The organism is Dactylosporangium sp. NPDC051087 (assembly GCF_055586325.1).
Genome location: NZ_JBVJIJ010000008.1, coordinates 28,738 through 51,873 on the forward strand (window position 1 = coordinate 28,738; position 23,136 = coordinate 51,873).

Annotated in this window: 17 protein-coding genes; 7 read left to right on the plus strand and 10 right to left on the minus strand. The window is 73.2% G+C overall.

What is annotated here, in order from left to right:
• Positions 1-9: 9 nt before the first annotated feature.
• Positions 10-1,392 (plus strand): LGFP repeat-containing protein, encoded by a 1,383-nt coding sequence (locus ACZ6TV_RS16585; RefSeq protein WP_465298033.1) that lies wholly within the window; start codon positions 10-12, stop codon positions 1,390-1,392.
• Here the strand turns inward: ACZ6TV_RS16585 and ACZ6TV_RS16590 are convergent.
• Together ACZ6TV_RS16590 and ACZ6TV_RS16595 are read right to left on the minus strand one after the other, a co-directional pair.
• Positions 1,370-2,749, minus strand: a complete 1,380-nt coding sequence (locus tag ACZ6TV_RS16590) for a GH1 family beta-glucosidase (protein ID WP_465298034.1) — start codon at positions 2,747-2,749, stop codon at positions 1,370-1,372. The two genes, ACZ6TV_RS16585 and ACZ6TV_RS16590, sit on opposite strands and share 23 nt — an antisense overlap.
• 49 nt (positions 2,750-2,798) lie before the next feature.
• Positions 2,799-4,448, minus strand: coding sequence for a right-handed parallel beta-helix repeat-containing protein (locus ACZ6TV_RS16595; protein WP_465298333.1), 1,650 nt, complete (start codon positions 4,446-4,448; stop codon positions 2,799-2,801).
• A gap of 112 nt (positions 4,449-4,560) precedes the next feature.
• Here ACZ6TV_RS16595 and ACZ6TV_RS16600 point away from each other — a divergent pair, with 112 nt between their 5' ends.
• From ACZ6TV_RS16600 to ACZ6TV_RS16620, 5 genes are all read left to right on the plus strand, one after another.
• Positions 4,561-6,468 carry a sensor histidine kinase gene (locus tag ACZ6TV_RS16600; protein ID WP_465298035.1) on the plus strand — a complete coding sequence of 636 codons (1,908 nt, stop codon included), beginning with the start codon at positions 4,561-4,563 and terminating at the stop codon, positions 6,466-6,468.
• A gap of 141 nt (positions 6,469-6,609) precedes the next feature.
• On the plus strand, positions 6,610-7,299 hold the full coding sequence (locus ACZ6TV_RS16605; RefSeq protein ID WP_465298036.1) for a hypothetical protein: 690 nt from the start codon (positions 6,610-6,612) through the stop codon (positions 7,297-7,299).
• Between the two features lie 31 nt (positions 7,300-7,330).
• The gene (locus tag ACZ6TV_RS16610) at positions 7,331-8,341 is read left to right on the plus strand and encodes an NAD-dependent epimerase/dehydratase family protein (protein WP_465298037.1); all 1,011 of its coding nucleotides are present in this window, start codon (positions 7,331-7,333) and stop codon (positions 8,339-8,341) included.
• Positions 8,338-9,288, plus strand: coding sequence for a glycosyltransferase family 2 protein (locus tag ACZ6TV_RS16615; RefSeq protein WP_465298038.1), 951 nt, complete (start codon positions 8,338-8,340; stop codon positions 9,286-9,288). The genes ACZ6TV_RS16610 and ACZ6TV_RS16615 overlap by 4 nt, the downstream gene beginning before the upstream one ends.
• The gene (locus ACZ6TV_RS16620) at positions 9,285-10,511 is read left to right on the plus strand and encodes an ATP-grasp domain-containing protein (protein ID WP_465298039.1); all 1,227 of its coding nucleotides are present in this window, start codon (positions 9,285-9,287) and stop codon (positions 10,509-10,511) included. Before ACZ6TV_RS16615 ends, ACZ6TV_RS16620 begins: the two co-directional genes overlap by 4 nt.
• Here ACZ6TV_RS16620 and ACZ6TV_RS16625 read toward each other — a convergent pair.
• From ACZ6TV_RS16625 to ACZ6TV_RS16635, 3 genes are all read right to left on the minus strand, one after another.
• Positions 10,495-11,778: a phenylacetate--CoA ligase family protein gene (locus tag ACZ6TV_RS16625; RefSeq protein WP_465298040.1), complete on the minus strand. Its 1,284-nt coding sequence runs from the start codon at positions 11,776-11,778 to the stop codon at positions 10,495-10,497. The genes ACZ6TV_RS16620 and ACZ6TV_RS16625 overlap by 17 nt on opposite strands.
• 67 nt (positions 11,779-11,845) lie before the next feature.
• Positions 11,846-14,665: an AfsR/SARP family transcriptional regulator gene (locus tag ACZ6TV_RS16630; protein WP_465298041.1), complete on the minus strand. Its 2,820-nt coding sequence runs from the start codon at positions 14,663-14,665 to the stop codon at positions 11,846-11,848.
• Positions 14,666-14,772: 107 nt separating this feature from the next.
• On the minus strand, positions 14,773-15,768 hold the full coding sequence (locus ACZ6TV_RS16635) for a helix-turn-helix transcriptional regulator (protein ID WP_465298042.1): 996 nt from the start codon (positions 15,766-15,768) through the stop codon (positions 14,773-14,775).
• A 105-nt stretch (positions 15,769-15,873) separates the two neighbouring features.
• On the opposite strand from ACZ6TV_RS16635, the gene ACZ6TV_RS16640 reads away from it, so the two are divergent.
• Complete coding sequence (locus ACZ6TV_RS16640) at positions 15,874-16,269, plus strand: RidA family protein (RefSeq protein WP_465298043.1); 396 nt, start codon at positions 15,874-15,876, stop codon at positions 16,267-16,269.
• 13 nt (positions 16,270-16,282) lie between these two features.
• Here ACZ6TV_RS16640 and ACZ6TV_RS16645 read toward each other — a convergent pair whose 3' ends face one another.
• The 5 genes from ACZ6TV_RS16645 to ACZ6TV_RS16665 form a co-directional block, all read right to left on the minus strand.
• Positions 16,283-16,885 carry a TetR/AcrR family transcriptional regulator gene (locus ACZ6TV_RS16645; protein ID WP_465298044.1) on the minus strand — a complete coding sequence of 201 codons (603 nt, stop codon included), beginning with the start codon at positions 16,883-16,885 and terminating at the stop codon, positions 16,283-16,285.
• Between the two features lie 76 nt (positions 16,886-16,961).
• Complete coding sequence (locus ACZ6TV_RS16650; RefSeq protein WP_465298045.1) at positions 16,962-18,035, minus strand: aldo/keto reductase; 1,074 nt, start codon at positions 18,033-18,035, stop codon at positions 16,962-16,964.
• 58 nt (positions 18,036-18,093) lie between these two features.
• Complete coding sequence (locus ACZ6TV_RS16655) at positions 18,094-21,528, minus strand: PAS domain S-box protein (RefSeq protein ID WP_465298046.1); 3,435 nt, start codon at positions 21,526-21,528, stop codon at positions 18,094-18,096.
• A gap of 94 nt (positions 21,529-21,622) precedes the next feature.
• Complete coding sequence (locus tag ACZ6TV_RS16660) at positions 21,623-22,564, minus strand: SLAC1 family transporter (protein WP_465298047.1); 942 nt, start codon at positions 22,562-22,564, stop codon at positions 21,623-21,625.
• Positions 22,565-22,770: 206 nt separating this feature from the next.
• Positions 22,771-23,121 (minus strand): DoxX family protein, encoded by a 351-nt coding sequence (locus tag ACZ6TV_RS16665; RefSeq protein WP_465298048.1) that lies wholly within the window; start codon positions 23,119-23,121, stop codon positions 22,771-22,773.
• Between the last annotated feature and the right edge of the window lie 15 nt (positions 23,122-23,136).

Consider the following 23,136-nt stretch of genomic DNA (forward strand, 5'->3'; position numbering starts at 1 on the left):
GACCACAACGTGCAGCTCAACGTCTGGTGGCACGGCAAACGCTGGGACGCTGCCGAGCTGGAGGCGCTCTCGCCGTCCGTCGCCGCGGGTGTCCTGACCGAGTTGTCCCACGGCGACGCGGTCCTCGCCCTGGCCAAGCTGCCACCAGGCACGTCCGCCGAGATCTGCCGGGTCCTGCTGCACCGCGACAAGGACCTGGCGGTCTCCCTGCTGGCCTCGATGCACAGCAGCCGCTCCCAGCCCCTGGTCGACGCGCTCAAGGCCGAGTTTCGCTGGCTGACCGGCCTGCCGGCCGCGGCCGTCGCCGTCGAGCGGCTCGAGCTCAGGTCGGGAGCGGAGCTCGGCGTACCGGCCGGCCCGCTGATCTACACGGGTCCGTCCTGGCACCGCACGCATGGCTTCTCCCGGGAATACGCACACGGTTGGATCCACTGGACCGCCGCCGCTGGAGCGGTGATCATGCCCGAGGTGTTCGCAGCGGCCCTGGCCACCTATGGCGGTGTCGCAGGGATGCGGGGATATCCGGTGTCGCCGGTGACGTCCGCGTCGTCGCCCGGCGGCGCCACGACGGGCTCTTACCAGCAGCTCGAGGAAGGACGGATCTACAGCTCCAAGCACGGGGAGTACGTGACCATGTCCCTCATCGTCGCGGTGCACGAGTCCCACGGCGGCACGGGCGGGATTCTCGGCTTCCCGGTCTCCAACCTGAGTGTCACCGCCCGGAGGGCCGGGGAAGGCGCGGGTTACGTCCAATGGTTCGAACGCGGCGTCGCCTTCTGGTCGTCGCGCACGGGTGGGACGGCGGTGCTCGGTGCCATCGCCGCCTTCTACGGACACTGTGGCGAAGCGATTCGGCAGCTGATGGGTCTTCCGGTGGGCAACGCCATGCCAGCGGCCGGGTCTCCCTTCGGGACGAAGGGCATTTACCAGCGTTTCGAGGGTGCCGTCGACTATCCGGAGGACATCGTGCGGCACTGGAGCCCGGAGGAGGGCATCGGTGGCTGCACCGTCTACGCGAGCGACCGCCACGGCGCGCGCCTCGTCGAGGGCGCCATCGGCACGCTGTACGAGCGGATGCACGGGACCGGCAGCTGGCTGGGTTTCCCTACCGGCGACGAGGAGCGCGTCGCCGGCTCGTCCCATCCCGGGCCACCCACCCTCCAGCCGTTCGAAGGCGGCGCGATCTATTACTGGAACGAGGAACACGGCGCAGTGGCGGTCAGGTCCGAGGTGGTGGACCTGATGGCGGCCCACCGGCTGGGCCTGCCGACCCGGGGCCGGCGCGGACGGCAGCGTGCTGTTCTTCGAGCACGGCGTGGTGACCATCCGCGACGGCGTGGCCGAGCCGTGGGTCCGACCCGGATGAGGGTCAGAGGCCGTTGTTGGCGATGACGGTCTTGTACCAGTCGGCGCTGGCTTTCAAGGTGCGGCGCTGGGTGGCGTAGTCGACGTGGACGATGCCCCAGCGTTGGGTGTAGCCCTCGGCCCATTCGAAGTTGTCCATGAAGGACCAGAGGTGGTAGCTCTCCAGCGGGACGCCTGCCTGGATGGCGCGGTGGGCGGCGGTGAGGTGGTCGCGCAGGAAGGTGACGCGGTCCTCGTCCTGCAGCGGGTTCTTGGTGGCCATGCCGTTCTCGGTGATGCTGATCGGGATGTCGCCGTAGTCGCGCTTGACGCGGGTCAGCAGGTCGAAGAGGCCGTCGGGGTAGATCTCCTGCCACGTCGCCTGGGAGGTGGGGTGTCGCATGACGCGGCTGCCGGTGGCCGTCACGTGGGTGGGGCCGTAGTAGTTCACGCCGAGCAGGTCGTTGCGTGACCCGATGATCGCGAGGTCGCCGTCCTTGATCGCGGCGCGGACCGGCGCGTCCGCCGCCTGGGTGGCCAGCCAGTCCGCCGGGTAGCGGCCGAGCAGCAGCGGATCGAGCCAGCGCCGGTTCTCCTCGGCGTCCGCGGCGGTGGCCTGCCGGCGGGCGGCGTCGGAATCCACGGCCGGGTAGGTGGGGGAGAGGCTGAGCGCGGCGCCGATGCGGCTGCGGCCGCCGGTGGCGCGCAGCGCCTGCACCGCGAGGCCGTGACCGAGCAGGAGGTGGTGGCCGACGACGTTGGCCAGGCGCCGGTCCTGCTTTCCGGGGGCGTGGGTGCCGGCGGTGTAGCCGACGTCGACGACGGTCTTCGGCTCGTTGATGGTCAGCCAGGTCGGGACGGTGTCGCCGAAGGCGTTGAACATCGTGTGCGCGTAGTCGGCGAACCAGGAGGCGCAGTCACGGTTCTCCCAACCGCCGAGCTCCTGCAGGGCCTGCGGGGTGTCCCAGTGGAAGAGGGTGACGACCGGCGCGATCCCGCGGGCGAGGAGGCCGTCGATGAGCCGGTGGTAGAAGTCGACGCCGCGCGGGTTGACGGTGCCGCGGCCGGTCGGCAGGACCCGCGACCACGAGATCGAGAACCGGTAGGAGGTGAGCCCGAGGTCTCGCATGATGTCGAGGTCCTCGGGATAGCGGTGGTAGTGGTCGGCGGCCACGTCGCCGGTGTCGCCGTTGCGGATCCGGCCCGGCTCGTGACTGAAGACGTCCCACACCGAAGGCCCGCGACCGTCCTCCTTCGCCGCGCCCTCCAGCTGGTACGCCGACGTCGCAGCGCCCCAGCCGAATCCGGGCGGGAACGGCAGTGCCGACGCGAACGCAACAGAGGGGCGCACGGCGGCGGCAACCGCGCCTACCGCGCCAAGGGTGAGGACCGATCGCCTACGCATGCGGCGAACGTAGCTCGCATCACGCTATACCCACAAATATCACTCGCAATTACGACAAAGCAGCGTCGACTCCGATGTTGTCGTCCCAACGGCCGCCGCTGAACACCCCGTCGAACGCCACCCCGTTGCCCGCCAGGTCGTTGTCGTGCACCCGGCCGGACGAGCACTGGCCGGACGCCGTGATCCGCAGCCCGTGCGTCTGCGACCAGATCCGGTTGTCGCGGATCGTCGGTGCGTCGACGGCGGCGGCCAGCGTGACGCCGGGCCTGGACGAGGGTGCGTCCGGCAGCCGGTACGCGGCGCCACGCGGCGGAGTGCCGTCCCGCCAGGCGGTGGCGGCGCCCGGCCGGGCCGGCGCCAGCATCAGCGACGTGGCGGTGTTGCCGGTGACCAGCGCCTGCTGCGCCCCCACCGACACGATCTTCCCGGTGTGCCCGCCCGCGGGCCAGGCCGCCGCGGTGTCGTGCACGGCGTGCGGCGAGTAGGAGACCGTCGTCCCGCCGCCGGCGGCGCCCGGCGCGGACTGCCGCCCGTTGCCGTGCACCCGGTTCCCAGTCAGGAACACGTCGGTGACGGGGGAGTCGACCCGGATGCCGTCCAGGGCGTTGTCCCAGATGTCGTTGCCGGTCACGGCGATGCCCGCGGCGGGTCCGGCGTCGCCGCCGAGGAACCGCTCGCCGAGTGCCTCCGCGCGGCCGGACGGCCCGAGGCTGTGCTGCCAGTACCCGTACCGCCCGTTGCGACTGATCCGGTTGCCGTCGAAGGTGTACGGGCCGGGCGTGTTGCCGACGGCGACCCCGTCCCACGCGTTGCCGTCGATGACGCAGCCGGTCACGATGCCGCCCCGGCCCGCGACGGACGACGTGCCCAGCGCCGACACGTCGTAGCCGGCCTGGTGGTTGCCGAGCATCGTGCACGCGGACACGATGAGGCCGTCGGCGCCCCAGTCGGAGATGCCGAAGCGGTTGCCCTCGGCGTGACAGCCGACGATGCGGATCCCCCGCGTCGGCGGCCACCGGCGCTTCTGCAGCTCGACGAAGATGCCGTTGGTCCCGTTGCCCACGGTCGTGCACGCGGTGACGGTGAGCCGCTCGACGTCGCCCCAGCCGCCGATCCCGATGCCGATCCCCGCGCCGCCCATCTCCTCGCCGTCGTTCAACCGGCCGCAGTGCCTGGCGAGGACCGAGTCGAGCACGGTGTCCTGCAGGAAGTCGCAGCCGAACCCGGTCGCGCCGGTGTCGTGGATGTACAGGTCGTGGAAGCGTCCCCGCAGCACGTACTGCAGGAACAGCCCCTTGGCGTTGACGTCGTAGGCGGGCAGGGTCACCCCGGAGCCGTCGATCTCGAGGTGCGCGAAGGTGCAGTCGGCGAGATGGTTGTCACGTCCCGCGCCGTGGTCCCGCGCGGTGAAGATCGCCAGCGGTGTCGGCGCGGTGGGCCGGGACGGGTTCGACAGCACGAAGCGGGTGGCGCCCGCCCCCGCGCCGATCAGCGACACGCCGCTGCGCCATCTGGTGCCCTCGTCGTGGATGGCGTACGTCCCCGCGGAGCACAGGACGGTGCGGGGCTGACCGTCGGCGGCGTAGGCGTCGCCGAGACTGTCGACGAGCGCCGCGAGCGCCGGCTGGTCGTTGGTCGTGCCGTCCCCGGCGAGCCCGTGCGCCCGCGCCTCGTAGACGAGTCGTTCGGCGATGCGCATGAGGCCGCCCCCTCCGCTCGGTGCCACGTCCGCACCGCATACCCGCTGGCCCGCGCGCAAACATGCGAAGGCCGGAGGCGTGAGCGGCACGGCAGCGGGCAGGGGAGAGCGTATGCGCGGGTTGCAGGGCGGGCTGATCCGGAGGATGGTGCTGGCCACCTGCATCCTGTTGCTGTTCGTCGGCGGCGCGTTCGGCACGCTGCTGGTCTCGATCGGCGAGGACCGGGAGACCACCCGGCTGTCGCGCCACTCCCACGAGCTGTTCGCGGCCGCGGACGAGGTCCACCGGCACACGGTGGACCTGCTGACCGCGCAGCGGGCCTACGCGCTGTCGGGCGACCCGCTGTTCCTGAGCCGGTGGGAGCTGGCGCGCGCCGCGCTGCAGCAGGCGAACGCGCGGCTCGCGTCGCTCGCCGTCACCGACGCGCAGCAGCGGCAGGCCCTGCGGATCACGCAGACGAGCACGTCGTTCGCCGAGGACTACTCGCTGCCGGCGCTGGACGCGGCCCGCCGCAAGGACCCCGCCGCCAGCAGCGCGCAGAAGCTCCTCGAGGGAGACCGCCGCATCGAGCAACTGCGCGCGTATCTCGGCGAGCTGCGGGTCACCGAACGCGACGTCATCATGGCCCGCGACGCGCGCGCCGAGACGATGGCCAACCGGGAGATGATCGCGATCCTCGCCGGGCTGGCCGGGTCGGCGCTCGTCATCGCCCTCGTCGGCGGCTACCAGACGCGGCTGCTGGTCCAGCCGATCCGCCGGGCCGCCGCGATGGCCGACCGGCTCGCCGGTGGTGACCTGGCCACCCGCATGCCGGAGACGGGCAAGGCCGAGATCGGCGGGCTGGAGCGGTCGTTCAACGTCATGGGGGAGGCCCTGCAACGCGGCCAGGAGGAGCTCGGCCAGTTCGTCGGGACGCAGACGGCGTTGCGCCGCGTCGCCACCCTCGTCGCCCGCGGTGGCACGCCGACCGAGGTCCTGGACGCGGTCGTGGAGGAGCTCGGGCAGCTCGTCGGCGCCAGCACCGCGCGGATCGTCCGCTTCGAGGCCGACGGCACCGGCACGATCGTCGCGGCCTGGGGCAGCCCGGTCCTGGAACTGCCCGTCGGCGCGCGGGTGTCGCTGGAGGGCGACAACGTCACCGGCATCGTGCAGCGCACCGGCCGGCCCGCCCGGCTGGACTCCTACGAGCACGCGTCCGGCCCGCTGGCCGCGTACGTGCGGGCGCGCGGGATGAACGCCTCCGTCAGTGCACCGATCAGCGTGGACGACCGCCGATGGGGCGCGGTGACGGCGTCCACGATGCAGGGGCAGACGCTGCCCCCGGACGCCGAGGCGCGCCTCGCGGAGTCCACCGACCTCATCGGCACCGCCATCGCCAACGCCGAGACGCGCGACGAGCTGATCGCGTCCCGGGCCCGGGTGGTCCTCGCCACCGACCACACCCGCCGGCGCATCGAACGCAACCTGCACGACGGAGTCCAGCAGCGGCTGCTGTCCCTCGGGCTGGACATCCGCCGTATCCAGCACTCCGTGCCGGACGAGCTGTCCGGCCTGCGCGCCGAGCTGTCCGAGGTGGTCGCGGGCATCAACGGCACCGTCGAGGACGTGCGGGAGATCTCCCGCGGCGTGCACCCGGCGATCCTCACCGAGGGCGGCCTGAAGCCGGCGGTGAAGGCCCTGGCGCGGCGGTCCGCGGTCGCCGTGGAGATCGAGCTGACGCTGCCGGGGCGGCTGCCCGAGCCGGTCGAGGTCGCCGCCTACTACGCCATCGCCGAGTCGCTCGCCAACGCGGCCAAGCACGCGCACGCGTCGCTGATCCAGATCGACGCGGCCGTCCGTGTCGGCTGGCTGGAGCTGTCCGTGCGCGACAACGGCGCCGGCGGTGCCGACCCCAACCGCGGCTCCGGGCTCGTCGGCCTCACCGACCGCATCGAGGCGCTCGGCGGCACGATCCGTGTCGACAGCCCGGTCGGCTACGGCACCCGCGTGCGGGTCCGTCTCCCGCTCACCCGCGAATAGGATCGCAAGACCCCTTGCACCCTCCCTCGATCATTGCCGTGCATCAATATCATCTCTGCCGGTCCAGTGACGCCCGCGTATGCTTCGGACAGTTTTGGACCCCGTGCAGAGCGGGCGGCACCGATCCGGGAGAAACGGCCTATGAGTCAGGTTATTCGGCGCAATGCGGCATTTCTCGTCCTGCTCGCGCTCGCCGCCGGCACCGCCGCCGTCGTATGGTTCGTCCTGCCCCACGACCGTGAGGTCAAGTCGCTCGGGATCTTCCTGTTCAAGCTGCTGCCGTTCGTCTTCGCCACCGAGGCGATCGCCCGGCTCGACGTCGAACTGGCCCGCCGGCTGCACCTGGTCCGGATTCTGATCCCGGCCGCGTTCTGCGTGTTCTTCCTGTACTTCGTCCCGAAGATCTTCTTTTACCTGGACGATTTCCCGACCGTCTACTACCACATTCTCGTGCTCACCCCGATCGTCATCATGTCGCTCGCCCTCGCCCATCGGCTCGGCGGCGGGACGGCCGGGAATGTGCGCCGGATCGCCTACGCGATGCTGCTCATCATGGTGTCGGGCCTGGAGGACCTGGCGTTCCTGACGGTCAACGACCACACCGATCCACAGTGGAGCACCATCCCCGAGGTGTGGACGTGGGCGTCGCACATCAAGGTGTTCCTCGGTCACTACCCGACCAAGGTCGAGGCGTACGTCTTCATCGCCGTCCACGTCGTGCTCGTGCTGTTCCTGCTGGCCGCGCCGAGCCGATGGTTCACGCTGCCGCGGCGGCACCGCGGCGGGCACCGCGACGCGGCCGTGACCGAGCAGCCGGCGACCCGGGTCTGAGCCGGGCGAACAGCGCGGAAGGAGACGTGCCATGGCGACACCGACGTCGCTGGTGACCGGCGGCGCCGGCTTCATCGGCGCGAACGTCACACGGTCCCTGCTCGCCGACGGCCACCGCGTCGTCGTCCTCGACGACCTCAGCGGCGGGTCACCGCACAACGTCCCGGACGCGGCGGTCTTCCGCCAGGGCAGCGTCTGCGACCCGGTGGCCGTCGCCGAGCTGTTCGCCGAGTTCCGGTTCGACTACGTGTTCCACCTCGCCGCGTACGCCGCCGAGGGGCTGAGCCACTTCATCAAACGGTTCAACTACACCAACAACGTCGTCGGCAGCGTCACCCTCATCAACGCGGCCGTCAACGCCGGCACCGTGCGCTGCTTCGTGTTCACCTCGTCGATCGCCGTCTACGGCAGCAACCAGGTGCCGATGAGCGAGGACCTGATCCCGTCGCCGGAGGACCCCTACGGCATCGCGAAGCTCGCCGTCGAGCAGGAGCTGCGGGTCACCCACGACATGTTCGGGCTGCCGTACGTCATCTTCCGCCCGCACAACGTCTACGGCGAGTACCAGAACATCGGCGACCGGTACCGCAACGTCATCGGCATCTTCATGAACCAGGCGCTGCGCGGCGAGCCCTTCACGATCTTCGGCGACGGCGAGCAGGTCCGCGCGTTCACGCACATCAGCGACGTGGCCCCGGTCCTCGCCCGCGCGGTCACCAACCCGGCCGCGTACAACGAGACCTTCAACATCGGCGGCGACACCGTCTACTCGCTCAATGCCCTCGCCACCGCGACCGCCGAGGCGATGGGCGTGCCGCTGCACGTCACGCACCTGCCGGCCCGCAACGAGGTCCGGCAGGCGTACGCCGACCACGACAAGGTCCGCAAGTGCTTCGGCCTCACCGCCGACGAGATGCCGCTGCGGGACGGGCTCGCGGCGATGGCCGCCTGGGTGCGCCGGCACGGGCCGCGGGAGCCGTCGGTGTTCGAGGCGATCGAGGTGCACCGCAACCTGCCGCCGTCGTGGCTGGTGACCCGGTGATCCCCCGGCAGCGCACCGGCGAGGAACGCCCGGCGTCGCTGACCGCGTTCATCCCGTGCTTCAACGAAGAAGCACAGGTCGACGAGGTCCACGCCACCATCGACGCCGAACTGTCCGGCTACCCGGGCCTGGAGATCCTGTTCGTCGACGACGGCTCCACCGACGGCACCCTCGACAAGGTGAAGGCCCTGGCCGCCCGGGACCCTCGGGTGCGCTACGTGTCGTTCTCCCGCAACTTCGGCCTGGAGGCCGCCCACGGCGCCGGGTTCCGTTACGCCAGCGGCGACTGGGTCGTGCAGCTCGACGCGGACCTGCAGTCGCCGCCGGCCGAGGCGCCGAAACTGATCGCGAAGGCCCTCGAAGGCTACGACGTCGTCTACGGCATCCGCCGCGAACGCCACGACCCGCTGTTCCGCCGGCTCGGCTCCGCGGTCCAGCAGCGGATGGCGCAGCGGCTGTTCGGCGTCGACCTCGTGTACGGCTCGTCGGTGTTCCGCGTCGTGCGCGCCGGTGTCGCGCGGCGGGCCGTCGACCTGCGCCTCGCCACCCCGTACTTCGTCGCCACCATGCCACTGCTCGGCGCCCGCTGGGCGACCGTCGACGTCGCGCACCGGCAGCGGCAGGACGGCGGGTCCCGGTGGGCGGTGTGGCGGCTGTTCTCGCACAGCGCCGAACTGTTCTTCGGCTACTCGCTGCGGCCCCTGGTCTGGGTCTACGCGGCGGTCGCCGTGGCCGTCCCGGTCGTCGTCGCCGCCGGCACCGCCGGGAGGGTCGCCGGCGAGGTCGTGCTGCTCGGCGCCGTCGGGGTGATCGCCGCCTACGTGCACCGCCTGGTCCGCGGCGGCGTGCGCCCTCTCCTGTACTACGTCCGCGAGGCCAACATCCCGATCGCCCCGCACGACCTGCTGGCCGCCGAAGCCCCCTCAACGCGGGAGACCGTCAGATGATGCTCATCCTGGGCGCGAGCGAGGACCAGCTGCCCGTCTACCTCGAGGCCCGCCGCCGCGGCATCCCCACGATCGGCGTCGACGCCCGCTCCGACCGGCCCGCGTTCGCGTACGCCGACATGTGGCTGCCGGTCAGCATCAAGGACCACGAAGGCATCGTCGCCGCGCTCGCCGGTGGCCGCCCGACCGCCGTGGTCGCCGCCGCCAGCGAGGCCGGCCTGTGGACCTGGCACGAGCTGAGCAACCGGTTCGAGCTGCCGTACCGGTTCCCCGCCGCCGCGGCGCGCGCGTCGCTGGACAAGGCCGCGTTCCACGAGGTCGCCCGCGCCGCCGGCGTCCCCGGCTACCGCTGGCACCAGGGCGCCGACCGGGCCGCGCTGATCCGCGCCGCGCACGAGATCGGCTTCCCCGTCGTGGTGAAGCCGCCGGACACGTCCGGCAGCAAGGGTGTCAGCCTCGTCGAGGACCCCGCCGGCCTGCCCGCCGCCCTCGACGACGCGGCCCGGTTCACGGCCCCCGGCGGGCCGCTGCTCGTGGAGGAGTACCTCGCCGGGCGCAACCTCACCGTCGACGTGTTCATGCGCGCCGGCCGGGTCGCCTTCGCCGGTATCACCGAGAAGCGCCTGGTGCCCGGCCCGCGGTTCGTCATCGGCGGGCACACCGGCCCGGCCCCGGTCGGCACGGGCACCCGCGGCCGGCTCGTCACCGCCGCCGGGCGGCTCTGCCGCGCGATCGGCCTCAGCGACGGGCCCGCCAACTTCGACGTCATCCTCCGCGACGACGGCACGTTCGCCGTGCTGGAGGCGAACGCCCGGTTGTGCGGCAACGCCTTCCCGCTGCTGATGCGGCACATGTACGGCGTGGACACCGTCGCCGCGCTGGTGTCCCTGGCGCTCGGCGAACCGGTCGACCTGACCCCGACCCGCGCCGACGCCGGCATCATCCACATCCTCGCCTCGCCGCTCGCCACGGACGGGATCCTCACCGCGGTCGACGGGCTCGCGGCGGCCCGCGCGCTGCCCGGGGTGGTGTGCTGCGAGGTGTACGCCGAGCCGGGCGCGACGGTCCACCCGTTCGACCAGGCGGCGAACAAGGTCGGCTACCTCGTCGTCACCGGCCCCGACGCGGCGGCGGCGCAGGCCCGGCTGGACGCGGCCCTCGCCGTGCTCCGCCTCGAGTTCACCGCCGTCGCCGAACCCGCGACGGTCAGTCTGCCCGGTTGACCGCGACGGCCGGGGCGTACTCGCTGACCACCAGCTGGCCCTTGCCCCCGGCGGTCAGCGGGATGCGGTCGCTGAGCCGCATGTCGAGCGGCACCGCTTTGCCGGCCCGCTCCCGCAGCGACCGTTCCGTGCCCGCGAGGACCGCGTCGCCGGGCAGCGAGCCGTCCGGCACGACGAACACCCGGATCGTGCCGGCCGCGTCCTGCCGCACGTACATCTCCGCGACGCCCGGCTCGTACATGGCGACGCCGAGGAACACGTCGCCGAAGACCTTCCGGCCGTCGGGCAGGACGACGGCGTCGTTCATCCGGCCGCTGGTGAGCGTCATCGTCCGGAACCGGCGCCCGCACGGGCACGGGTCCGGCCGGATCGTGCCGAGGTCGCCGAGCGCGTACCGCACCAGGGGCATCGCCCGCTCCTGGAACGCGGTCACGACGACCTGGCCCTCCTCGCCGTCGGGCAGGACCGTGCCGTCCTCGCCGAGGATCTCCACCAGGACCCGGTCCTCGGCGAGGTGCCGCCCGCCGCGGTGGCACTCGAAGTAGATGTTCAGCGTCTCGTAGGCGGAGTACTCGTCGCGGACCGGCACGCCGAAGCCGTCCTCGAGCAGCGCCCGGCACGCCGGCACCAGCAGCTCCGACTCCGTCAGCACCAGCCGCAGATCCTGGCGCAGCCGCGCCCGCTGGTCGGCGGTCATCGTCCGGACCAGCTCCCGCAGGTGCACCGGATAGCCGATGAGCACCTTCGGCCGGTACGCCAGCAGCCCTGCGACCCAGTCGGCGGGTGGTGTCGTGGTCAGGATGACGTGCCGCCGGAACAGGCCTGCCTTCTCCACCAGGCGGCCCGGCATCGGGAACGGCTTCAGGTGCGCGAGCCGGTCCCACGGCAGGTACCGGCGGGTCGCGAAGAACCGCCGGACGCAGGCGGCCATGTGGTAGTCGTGGGCGTTCATGTCGTGCCAGCCGGTCACCCGGTGCCCGGTCGTGCCGCTGCTGGAGAACTCCGAGCACGCGTCCGTGTCGACGCCGTCGGCGACGAACTCCCGGTTGGACGTGCCGCGCAGGATCGTCTTGGTGAGCAGCGGCACCCCCGCCAGGTCCGCCAGGGACGCCAGCCGCGGCAGCCGGCCGCGGTAGTAGGGGACGTGCGCACCGGCGTGCGCGAGGAACCGGTTCAACCGGCGCAGCTGGTAGCGGCGCAGGGCGGCCCGGCTGCCGTACTGGCGCAGCAGCGACACCGGCACGTACGCCATCTCACGCAGCAGCATGGTCGGGCTCCTTCGCGCTCGGGCGGCAGGCTTGCCGTCCAGTCTGCCAATACGCATGTGCCGCCGTCTATGTGTGAGCGGGTCCGGGCGGTGTGCGGGCCAGCTCGGCGACCTTCGCCCGCACGGTCCGCGCGTCCGGGTGGCCGAGCGTCGTGAGCAGCTCGGCGGCGCACAGCCAGGCGGTGCGGGCGTCGGCGGTCCTGCCGAGCGCGGCGAACGTGTCGCCGAGGTGCCCGGTCACGACCGCCTCCAGGTAGCGGTCGCTCTGCCCGCGCAGCAGCTCCACCGCCTTGCGGTAGCAGCGGATCGCCTCGGCGGGCAGGCCGCTGCGGTACCGCGAGTACGCGAGCGTGTCCCAGGTGATGCCCTCGCCCTGCCGGTCGCCGAGCCGCTGGTGCAACGCGATCGCCCGGTCGCAGCACCGCACCGCCCGCGCGTGCTCGCCGAGGTGCGCGTGGTGCCAGCCGAGCGCGTTGAGTGTCTGCGCGCGGCCGTGGTCGTGGCCCGCCTCCTCGAACGCGGCCAGGGCGCGCCGGTCGTCGGCGAGCGCCAGCTCCGGCCGGCCCTGCCACGCCGACACCCGGGCCATGCCGCGGTAGGCGAACCCCTGGCCCACGAGGTCATCCCGCCGCAGGCACGCCTCCAGGGCCGCCCGCAGATGGCCGCGTGCCTCGTCGAAGCAGCGCAGCCACGTGTACGCGCGAGCGAGCCCCCGGTGCGCGTGCGCGATGCCCGTGTCGTCGCCGAGCCGCAGCGCCGAGCGCAGGGCGGCCTTGTGCACGGCGACCTCCGCGTGCCAGTTGCCGCGCTGGTCGAGGATGAAGAGCATCGCCCACGCGAGCTGCCACGCGTGCCGGTGGAAGCCCGCGCCGTCGGCGTACCTGACGGCGGAGCGCAGCACCTGGTCCTCGGCGGCGAACCATTCGCGGGCGCGGCGGCCGTCCGGGAACGTCTCCGGCCGGACGCCCGGCTGCGGCGCCGGCAGCCGCAGCGGGTCGCGGAGCGGCTCGAGGCACAACGCCGCCGCGCAGGCGCTGTGCACGTAATGGTCCAGCAGCCGCGCCGGGCCGCCGTCGGTGGCGCCGGCCCGTTCGATGCCGTACAGGCGGACCAGGTCGTGCATCCGGAACCGGCCGGGGACCTCCTCCGCGATGAGGCTCGCGTCGAGCAGCTCCCGGACCGCGGCCCGCTGGGCGGCCGGGTCGAAACCGGTCATGCTCGCCGCCGCGGCCGCGCTGACGTCCGGTCCGGTCGCCCGGCTGAGGTCGCCGAACAACCGCCCGGCCGCCGGCGACAGGTGCCGCACCGACCCGGCCATCGCCGCGCGGAGACTGACCGCGAGGTCGCCGGCGTCGAGCGCGTCCAGCCGGGTCCGGCGGGCGCGCAGCTCGGCGACGAGATCGGCGAGGCGGCGGTGCGGGTCGGTGGCCGCGCGCGCCGCGACGATGCCCAGCGCCAGGGGCAGCCCGCCGCACAGCGGCAGCAGCGCCTCCACCGCCCGCGGCTCCGCCGCGACCCGGTCCGCGCCGAGCCGGGCCCGGAGCAGCTCGGCCGCGTCGGCGCCGCTCATGCAGCCGAGGGTCACGGTCCGGGCGCCGTGCGCGGCGACCAGCCCGGTCAGCCGCCGCCGGCTCGTCACCAGCACCGCGACCGTCGCCGACCCCGGCAGCAGCGGCACGACCTGCGCGCTGTCGTGGGCGTTGTCCAGCAGCACCAGCATCTTGCGGCCGTCGACGAGCTCCCGGAACAGTGCCGCCTGCTCGTCGGGGCCCGCCGGGAGGGCCGCCGCGTCGGTGCCGAGCGCGGCCAGGAACACCCGGACCGCGGCGGCCGGGCACAGCGGCTCGCCGGACGGGTCGAAGCCGCGCAGGTTCACGTAGAGCTGCCCGTCGGGGAAGCGGCGCCGGTGCTCGTGCGCCCACCGCAGCGCGAGCCAGGTCTTGCCGATCCCGCCGGCACCGCCGACGACGACGATCGCCGCGGTGCCGTGCTCCGGGTCGCCGCCGGCGGTGAGCGCGGCGGTGAGCTCCGCGAGATGGCTGTCCCTGCCGGTGAACGCGCAGGGCGCCGCGGGCAGCTGCTGCGGCGCCGCGCCCGCCCGGCGCGGCGCCGACGCCTGTCGCGGCGGCACCGGCGGCTGGGGCGGCTGCGGCGCGGCCAGCGCCGGGTCGGCGAGCAGCATCCGGCGGTGCAGGCGGCGCAGTTCCTCGCCCGGCTCGATGCCCAGGTGCTCGGCCAGTTCCCGGCGCAGCCCGTCGAAGCGGCTCAACGCCTCGCCGCGCCGGCCGCACCGGTACAGGGCCAGCATCGCGGCACCGGCGAGGCTCTCGTCGAAGGGCTCGGCGTCGGCCCTGGCGGTCATGCCGTCGACCACCGTGGCGTGCAGCCCGAGGCGCAGCGCGAGGTCGTCCCTGGCGCGTTCGGCCGTCCGGCGGCGGCGGTGCAGGTCCCGGCGGACCGTGTTGAGCCATGGCGTGTCGAGCCCGCCGAACGCGTCCCCGGTCCACAGCCGCAGCGCCGCGTCGAGCAGCCGCACCGCTTCGGGGTCCTCCGCGGAACCGGCGCGGCGGACGAGATCGTCGAACAGGTGCAGGTCCACGGCGAGCGGGTCGATCTGCACGACGTATCCGGCCGGCCTGCGCTGCACCGTGCACCCGCCGACCGCCAGGGTCTGCCGCAGCCGCGACACGTAGCTGTAGAGCGCGTCGCGCGGCCGGCGGGGGAGCCGGTCACCCCACGCCCGGTCCAGTAGCACGTCGACCGGCACCGGCCGGCCCGGCTCCACCAGCAGCGCCGCCAGCACGCACCGCTGCCGCTCATGGCCGAAGTCCACGGCGACCTCGCCCACGCGCGCCGCCACGTCACCGAGCAGCCGGATGTGCATCATCGATTCATCACCTCCCCCTGTACCTGCTTCCACGGTCGAAGCCCGCACTTGGTAAGGCCGTTGACTGTCGACAACCCGACGCCGTCGCGTCCGGCGGTGCCGCGTGACTACCCGCCGGTGCCGGCGGCGTCCGGCTCGGGCCGGTAGCGGGCGGCGACGGCCGTGGCCCGCTGGTGCAGCGACATGCGCAACCATTGCGGGGCAAGGACCTCGGCGCTCATGGCGAGCTGCCACAGGGCCCATTCGGCGTGCCTGGAGTCCTGGAACGCGACCTCCATCCGCAGCCGGCCGTCCGCCTCGGGCGCCTCGGTGAGGACGGCCAGCGCGGTGGCGACCAGGTCGTCGCGGCGGGCCGGGTGCAGGCTGAGCCGCACGACGACCTGGTCGCCGCCGGTGCGGAAGCGGGTGCTGCGCTCCTGCCAGGCGCGGTCCAGGTCGACGCGGTCCGGGCGCCGGGCGGGCTCGGCGAGCTCCTCGGCGGCCAGGACCCGGGACAGGCGGTAGGTGCGGTCCTCGCCGGCCCGCGTCGCCAGCAGGTAACCCTGCTCGCGGACGGTGACCAGGCCGATCGGGTCCACCGTGCGCCATGCCGGGGACCGGTCCACCGGGGCGTAGCGGATGCGCAGCCGGTGCCCGGCGAGGACCGCCCGCCGGATCGCGGCCATGACGGTGCCGGGCACGTCATCCGTGGCCTGACGGCGGGCGAGCAGGTCGGTGTCCGGGTCGATGAGCAGCCGCTGGGCGGCGCCGGCCGCGGTGGCCCGGTAGCTCTCCGGCAGCGCGTCGACGACCTTGCGCATGGCCGACGCGAGCGCCGAGCCGAGCCCGAACGCCTGCGCGCCGCTGCGGGAGCCGGCGACGAGCAGCGCGAGCGCCTCGTCGTGGTTGAGGCCGGTGAGCTCCGTCTGGAAGCCGGGCAGGAGCGTGAACCCGCCGTGCCGGCCGCGCTCGGCGTAGACCGGCACACCCGCCGCCGACAACGCCTCGATGTCGCGCAGGACGGTGCGGGTGGAGACCTCCAGCTCCCGCGCGATGCTCGCCGCGGACAACCGGCCGCGCCGGCGCAGCAGCAGCACCAGGGAGACCAGGCGGTCGGCGCGCATCCGGGAACCGTACCGGAATACACGACACAGGATGTCGTCATTCATTGCGAGGCTCGTCCCGTACGACGCGCAGGACGTCGGCGACGAGTGAGTGGAGATGTGACAGTGCGACGATCGTCGGTCAACCCGTGGACCTGGTCGGTGGAGCTCGGGTTCAACCAGGGTGAGCTCGTCTCCGGGCAGACCCGGACCCTGTACTGCTCGGGGCAGACGTCGATGGACGGCGACGGCCGGCCGCGGCACGACGGTGACATGGCCGCGCAGCTGGCGTTGAGCCTCGACAACCTGGAGGCGGTGCTCGGCGGCGCCGGCATGTCCCTGGCGAACCTGGTCCGGCTCAACGTCTACACCACCGACGTCGACCTGCTGTTCCCGCAGTACGGCGTGCTGGCGGCGCGGCTGGGCGCGGCAGGGGCGGCGCCGGCCACGACGATGCTCGGCGTGACGCGGCTGGCGATCCCCGGGCAGCTGGTCGAGCTGGAGGGCACCGCCGTCGACTGACACCTCGCCCGGCTCACGCCCGGACCGCCGCGCCGGCACGGAGGGCGGTGAGGGAAAGGTCGAGGGCCGCTTCGAGGTGGTCGGTCCGGCCGGTGGCGAGCAGGAGCAGGACGCCGCCCTGGATGCCGGCGAGCACGGCCGCGGCGGTGCGGTCGGCGTCCACGGCGGCCGGGACCCCACCGGTCGCCTGCAGCTGGCGGATCCCGTCGGCGATCGCCGTCTGCCAGCGGTGCATCAGGCCGGTCACGATGGCCTGCGCCGCCGGGGTACGCCGGCCGACATGGCCGAGCAGGATGCTGAGCGGGCACTGGGTCCCCTGCTCGCGGTAGCGCGCGACGAGCCGGTCGCGCCACTGCTCCCACGCCGGCCAGGAGGTCAGGTCGCCGAGCATCGGCTGCTGGTCGGCGAGGACCCGGTCGGCCTCGTGCCGCGCGACGGCGAGCAGCAGCGCCTCCTTGCCGGACGGGAAGTAGTGGAAGAGCTGGCTCTTGCTGGTGCGGGTGCGGGCCATCACGTCCTCGAGGCGGACCTCGTCGACGCCGCGTTCGCGGATCTCCGCGGCGGCGCCGGCGACGATCCGCGCCCGGGTCTGCGCGCCTTTGCTCGTCAGCGTCATGTGTCCGGTCCCGCGGCGGCCACGATCCCGGGCCTGTCGTCCGTCATCACCCCATCCTTCCGGTTCGCCCGCCCGGTCACGCGCCGTTGAACACGGGCGGCGCGTAACCGGCGGGCTTGTCGCCGATGCCGAGGCCGGGGCTGACGATCCACGACTGGTACCGCGGCGTGAACATCACGTACGGCGGGACCAGCGCCGGTTCGCCGGCCTCGTCCAGCCGCCGCCGCAGGGGCGCGGGGAGCTCGAAGTCGAGCGCGGCCAGGTTGCCGTCGAGCTGCTCGACGCTGCTCGCGCCGATGACCGCCGACGCGACACCCGGCCGGTTGACCACCCAGTTGATTGCGACCTGCGCCATGCTGCGCCCCAGCTCCCCGGCGACGTGCTCCAGCGCGTCGAGCACCTTCCAGTCCGCGTCCTTGACCGGGCTGTCGGCGAGCCGGCCCTCGCCGGTCAGGCCGCCCTCGCCGCGCCGGTACTTGCCGGTGAGCAGGCCGCCGCCGAGCGGGCTCCACGCGGTGAGACCCATGCCGAGCGTCTGCGCCATCGCGACGTACTCGGGTTCGATGCCGCGGGCGGCCAGCGAGTACGGCAGCTGCACCGTGATCATCGGGGTGAGCGCGTGCGCCTCCGCGTAGCTCTGCGCCCGGGCGGCGTACCACGCGGGCACGTCGGACAGTCCGGCGTAGCGGATCTTCCCGGCGCGGACCAGGTCGTCGAACGTCCGCACGACCTCCTCGACCGGGGTGATCCGGTCCCACGTGTGCAGCAGGTACAGGTCGAGATGGTCGGTGCCGAGCCGCCGCAGCGACGCCTCCAGCGCGCGGACCATGTGTTTGCGGCCGTTGCCGCCGGCGTTGGGGTCGCTGGGGTCGACGGTGTTGGTGAACTTGCTGGTCAGCACGAGCCGGTCGCGGACGCCGGCGGCGGCGATCAGCCGGCCGAGGATGCGTTCGCTCTCACCGGCGGTGTAGAAGTCGGCGGTGTCGACGAAGTTGCCGCCCGACTCGACGTACCGGCGGAAGATCGGCTCGGCCTGCTCCGCGGTCCTGCCGTACGCGGCGTGGAAGCCGCCGACGCCGAAGTTCATGGTGCCGAGCGCCAGCCGGCTGACCCGGAGCCCTGACCGGCCGAGCAGGTAGTAGTGCTGCATGATGCGGTCCTCTCGCGGTGCGGGCGGCCAGGACCGGCCGCCGTCACCGACTGTGCCGCTACAAAACTGGACCTGCCAGTCCAGAATCGGCGGCCTCCAGGTCGACGGTGAAGACCGAGCCGCCGCCGGGGTTCGGCTGGTGGGTGACGTCACCGTGGTTGGCCTGGGCCAGGTTGCGCACGATGTACAGGCCGAGCCCGGTGCCCTTGACCTTGCTGGCGTCGCGGTCGGCGCGGGTCAGCCGCTCGAACAGGCGGCGGCGGAACTCCTCCGGGACGCCCGGTCCCTCGTCGCGCACGTGGATGCGGACGCGGCCGGTGCGCGCGATGGTGGTGATCTCGACGCACGACGCCCCGCCGCCGTACTTCGCGGCGTTGGACAGCAGGTTGGTCAGGATGTGCTGCAGGTGACCCTCGTTGACCAGCACCTCGGCGTCCTGCCCGGTGATCGGCACGTGCTCGGCGTCCGCGCCGGTCAGGGCGGTCTCGATCTGGTGCCGCACCGGCAGCGGCGACCGCTCGGCGTGGATGGTGCCGGCCTCGATGCGCACCATGTCCAGGACCTCCTGGACGATGTCGTCGAGGCGGTGCGCCTGACGGCTGATCCCGTCGATGACCTTGGTCCGCATCCGGTCGTCGAGGGTCGGCCAGTCGTCGGTGAAGACCTCGGTGTAGCCGAGGATCGCGGCGAGCGGGTTGCCGATCTCGTGGCCGAGCATGCCGATGATGTCGAGCTTGAGCTGGTTGGCCTCCTCCAGCTCGGCGTTGCGGGCGGTGAGCGCCTCGGTGGCGAGGTCCCGGGCGTGTTCGGCGGCCCGCCGGGCGGTGATGTCGGTGTTGACCTCGAGCACCGTGCCGGTGAGGTCGGCCTGCAGGACCTGCCGGCTGAGCACGGTGACCGTGTTGCCGGCGGCGGTGACGTGGTCGAGCTGGCCGTCCCACCGGCCGTCGCGCCGCAGCGCGCCGACCTGGTCGGCCTCGGTGGTGCCGGCCGGGAAGACCGTGCCGAGCAGGCGGTGCGAGCTGCGGCCGAGGACCGTGGGCAGGGACCAGCCGTAGAGGTCCGCCGCTCCCTGGTTCCACCAGACGATGCCGCCGTCGACGGTACGCACGATGACGGCGGCCGGGATGAGCTCCAGCAGGGTCGCCTGGCGGCGCAGCTGCGCGACGGCGGCCCGGCGTTCGGTGATGTCCTCGACCTGCGTGACCAGGTAACGGGCCCGGCCGGTCTCGTCGCGGATGGCGGCGGCCCGCAGCGCCACGTGCACGACGTGGCCGTCCTTGTGCAGGTACCGGCACTCGAGGGCGGCGGTGTCCTGTTCGCCGTGCTTGATGGCGGTGATGACGGCGTGGCTGCCGGCGGCGTCGTCGGAGTGCTGCAGGTCGAGGAAGGTCATGGTGCCGAGCTCGGCGGGGCTGTAGCCGGTGATGGTGCTCATCGCCGGGTTCGCGTCGAGGTAGCCGCCGAACGTGTCGTCGTCGAGCCCGACGATGACCAGGCCGAGGGGCGAGTTGACGAACGCCAGCTTGAAGCGGGTCTCCGCGGCCTCGAGCGCGGCGAGCGCGGCGGTGCGCTCGGCGAGCAGGGCGGCGTTGTGCGCGGCGTCGTCGGCGTGCCGCAGCGCCGAGCTGAGGCTGTCGGCGAGCAGCGACACCTGCTGCTCGTCGGTGTCGTCGAAGGCGTGCGCCCGGATCGCGGACACCTTGAGGGCGCCGATGACGTCGTTGCCGGCGTGCAGCGGGGCGATGAGCATCGCGCCGATCCCGAGCCGGTCGCAGGCGGCCTGGTTGACGCGCGGGTCGATGGTCGTGTCGCGGCAGTGCGCCGGGGCGCCCTCGGCCAGGACGGAGCCGCTGAGCGACCCGACGACCGGGACCCGGACGTCCTGCGCGTCGGTGAGGTTGCCGGCGGTCGCCGCGTACACGAGGGCGTCGCCGTCGAGGAGCTCGACGACCGAACCGTCGGCGGCGGGGAACAGGTGCACGGCCCGCTCCGCGACGACCCGGATCGCGGCGTCGCGGTCGCCGGCGGCGGCGGTCACCTCCCGCTGCACGAGGAGCGTGTCACGCAGCCGCTGGAACGCCCGCTCGCTGAGCTGCGCCGCGGCCCGTTCGGCGGTGATGTCGCGCAGCTGGACGACCGCGGACGCCGGACCGGCGGCGTCGGCGATGACGGAGGTGTGGCTGGAGACGTAGACGACGGCCCCGTCGCGGTGCCGCAGCACCGACTCCTGCACCGTGCGGGACTGTTCGCCGTCGGCGAGGGCCGCGAGCGCCGGTTCGAACGCCGGGTTCGGCCGGGCCAGCAGCGTCGGGACCGGCATCGCCTGGGCCTGCTCCGGGGTGTACCCGAGCAGCCGGCTGAACGCCGGGTTGATGAGCGTGATCCTGCCACGGTCCGGGCCGCGCAGCCCGACGACCATGTTCGCGACCGGGCTGTGGTCGAACACCTCGGCGAAGCGGCGTTCGCTGCGGTTGAGCCGGTCGAACGCCGCCTGCACCTCGGCCCGCTGCGCCTTCAGCGCGGCGTTGGCGGCCGTGGCCCGCTCCAGCAGTTGCCGGTTACGGGCGACGTCGTCGGCGTGCCGCAGCGCGCCGGTGAGCGCGTCCGCGAGCAGGCTCAGCTGCTGCTCGTCGGCGTCGCAGAACGAGCCCGGGTCGCGGCTGCTGACGGTGAGGACCCCGAGCGGCCCGTCGGCGGTGAGCAGCGGCGCGACGATCAGCGACCGGACCCCGACCATCCGGCTGACGGCGGCGGCGACCCGCGGGTCGGCGTGGGTGTCGTCGCACCGCAGCGTGCTCAGGGTGCGCATGGCGAGGCCGGCGAGGGAGCCGCGCAGCGGCAGCGGCGGGCGGTCGGCCCTGATCGCACCGGTCGCCGCGGCCAGGTGCAGGGCGGTCTGATGCTCGTCGAGGAGGTTGACGACGGCGGCGTCGCCGGCCGGGATCACCTGCAGCGACCGTTCGGCGATCAGCTGCAGCACCATGTCGCGGTCGCCGGCGGCGGCGGTGACCTCCCGCTGGACGGCGATCGTGGTCCGCAGCCGATCGGACTCGCGCTCTGCGTGCGCCTCGCTCAGCGCGAGCGCGTGGCTGTCGGTGCTGTCGATCGACTCGGTGACCACGTACCGGGCACCGTGCGCGTCATGGGTCACGACCGCCCGGGTGGTCACCCACACCTGGGAGCTGTCCTTGCGCACCAGCTGCCGGTCGATGACCAGCTCGTGCAGGTCACCGGCGGCCAGGGCGTGCAGGCCGACGATCACCGCGTCCCGCTCGGCGAACTCGAACAGCGCCCAGGCGGACCGCCCGACCAGGTCGTCGCGGTAGTACCCGACGAGCCGGCAGAACGCCGGGTTCGCCTCGATCAGGTCCCCGAAGGTGTCCGGCTCGAGGCTCGCGACGGCCTTGGCGATCATGCTGTGCTCGAACGCCTCTGCGAGCAGCCGTGCGCGCGACTGCTCGTCGAGCCGCTCCAGCAGGCCCACGATCACGCCCTGCTCATCGGCCGGGTCGCCGCGGACCTGAGCCGCTCGCCCGGAGCTGTGCGGGCCGGCCGGTGAGCACGGTCGCTCGCGGCGTGGGACGTCAGCGCAGCTGCGGCAGGAAGCGGTGCCGGGCGAGCGCCGCCGTCGTCTCCGCCGCGAGGGCGACGACGAACGCGGTGATCGCGAGGACGACGATCCAGGCCCAGACCCGGTAGCCCGGCGGGTGCGCGTAGGCGACCCAGTGCAGCGCGAACGTGGCGACCGCCGCGTAGGGGAAGGCGAACGCCCAGAACCCGGCGTTGAAGCGCAGGTGGCGGTACACGCTGATGAGCCGGAGCTGGACGAGCGCGGCCAGCAGCGAGTAGCCGGCGAGCCCGAAGGCCACGGCGTCGACCTTGCCGTGGGTGATGGCCAGGTACGCCAGGCCGGCGAGGGCGGGCGGGGCCGCCAGGATCGCCATGGTGGGTTGCAGCTGCGGGGGCAGCGGGGGACGGAAGTACAGCCGGGCCAGCGTCATCGCCTCGATGGCCAGCCACGACACGAGGCCGAGGCCGAAGAGCACCCGGGCGGGGCCGGACCAGCCGGCGAGGGTCGCGCCGATGGCGGCGATGAGCCCTCCGGCGACGGCGGGCAGCACGTATCCGGGGTGCAGCTTGTCCAGGTCGAGCCCGTCGGCGATCCACTGGCCGGTCATCCACCCGGCCAGCACGATCGTGAGGATGGCGAACACCCCGAAGAGCCACTGACCCGCCGCGCGCTCGTGCCGCATCAGCCCGATGGCCAGCAGCATGCCGACGATCGGGATCAGCGCGACGAACGGCCCCAGCACCGGGTGGGACAGTTCGGCGTGCCAGCCGCCCGGCCGCCGCGGCACCTGCACGACGTAACCGGCGAGGAGCGTCAGCCACACCGCGGCCGCCAGCACGCACAGGACGTCGGAGACGAGCGCGGGTGTGAACCCAAGCACCGCGGCGTAGCCCCAGCAGCCGGCGAGGCCCGTCAGCCCGTACGCGATGCCGAAGAGGTTCGGCGTGATCCCCACGCGTGGCTCACTCGTCCCTGCGTTCACCGCGGCACGCTACCCGGCGTGCCGGCGGTTATGCCGGCGCCGCGGCCCGGCAAGATCTTTCGCATTCGGGTGCCGCCGCCCCGCCGACGCCATACGCTGGAGCACGTTGAGCAGGCGACGGCGCGCCCATGGTGTGCGGACCATGGGCGCCTCCGGTGGGCCACGGGCCCGCCGTCACATCACCAGTTGTGTGCCACGTTCACCGCGAGGGTGGCGGCCACCGTCACGAAGAACACCGCCCATCCGACGAGGTTGCGCGACCCGACCCGCAGGTGCGCGACGAGGGCCCCGCAGAAGTAGAGCACCAGCCCGGCCGCCGCGACCGTCCCGAGGACCGGCACCGCGAACCCGGCGAGCAGCCCCAGCGACCCCGCCGCCAGCAGCGCCCCCAGCACCGGCACGAACTTCCGCGGGATCCGCTTCAGGTCGGCCTGCGCCTTCGGGTATTCGTGGCCGATGAGGTACGTGACGGCGGCGCTCCCCGTGAGGAACGCGGCGACGATCGTGAGCGTGACGTAAGCAGCAGACATGCGTCCAAGGACGCG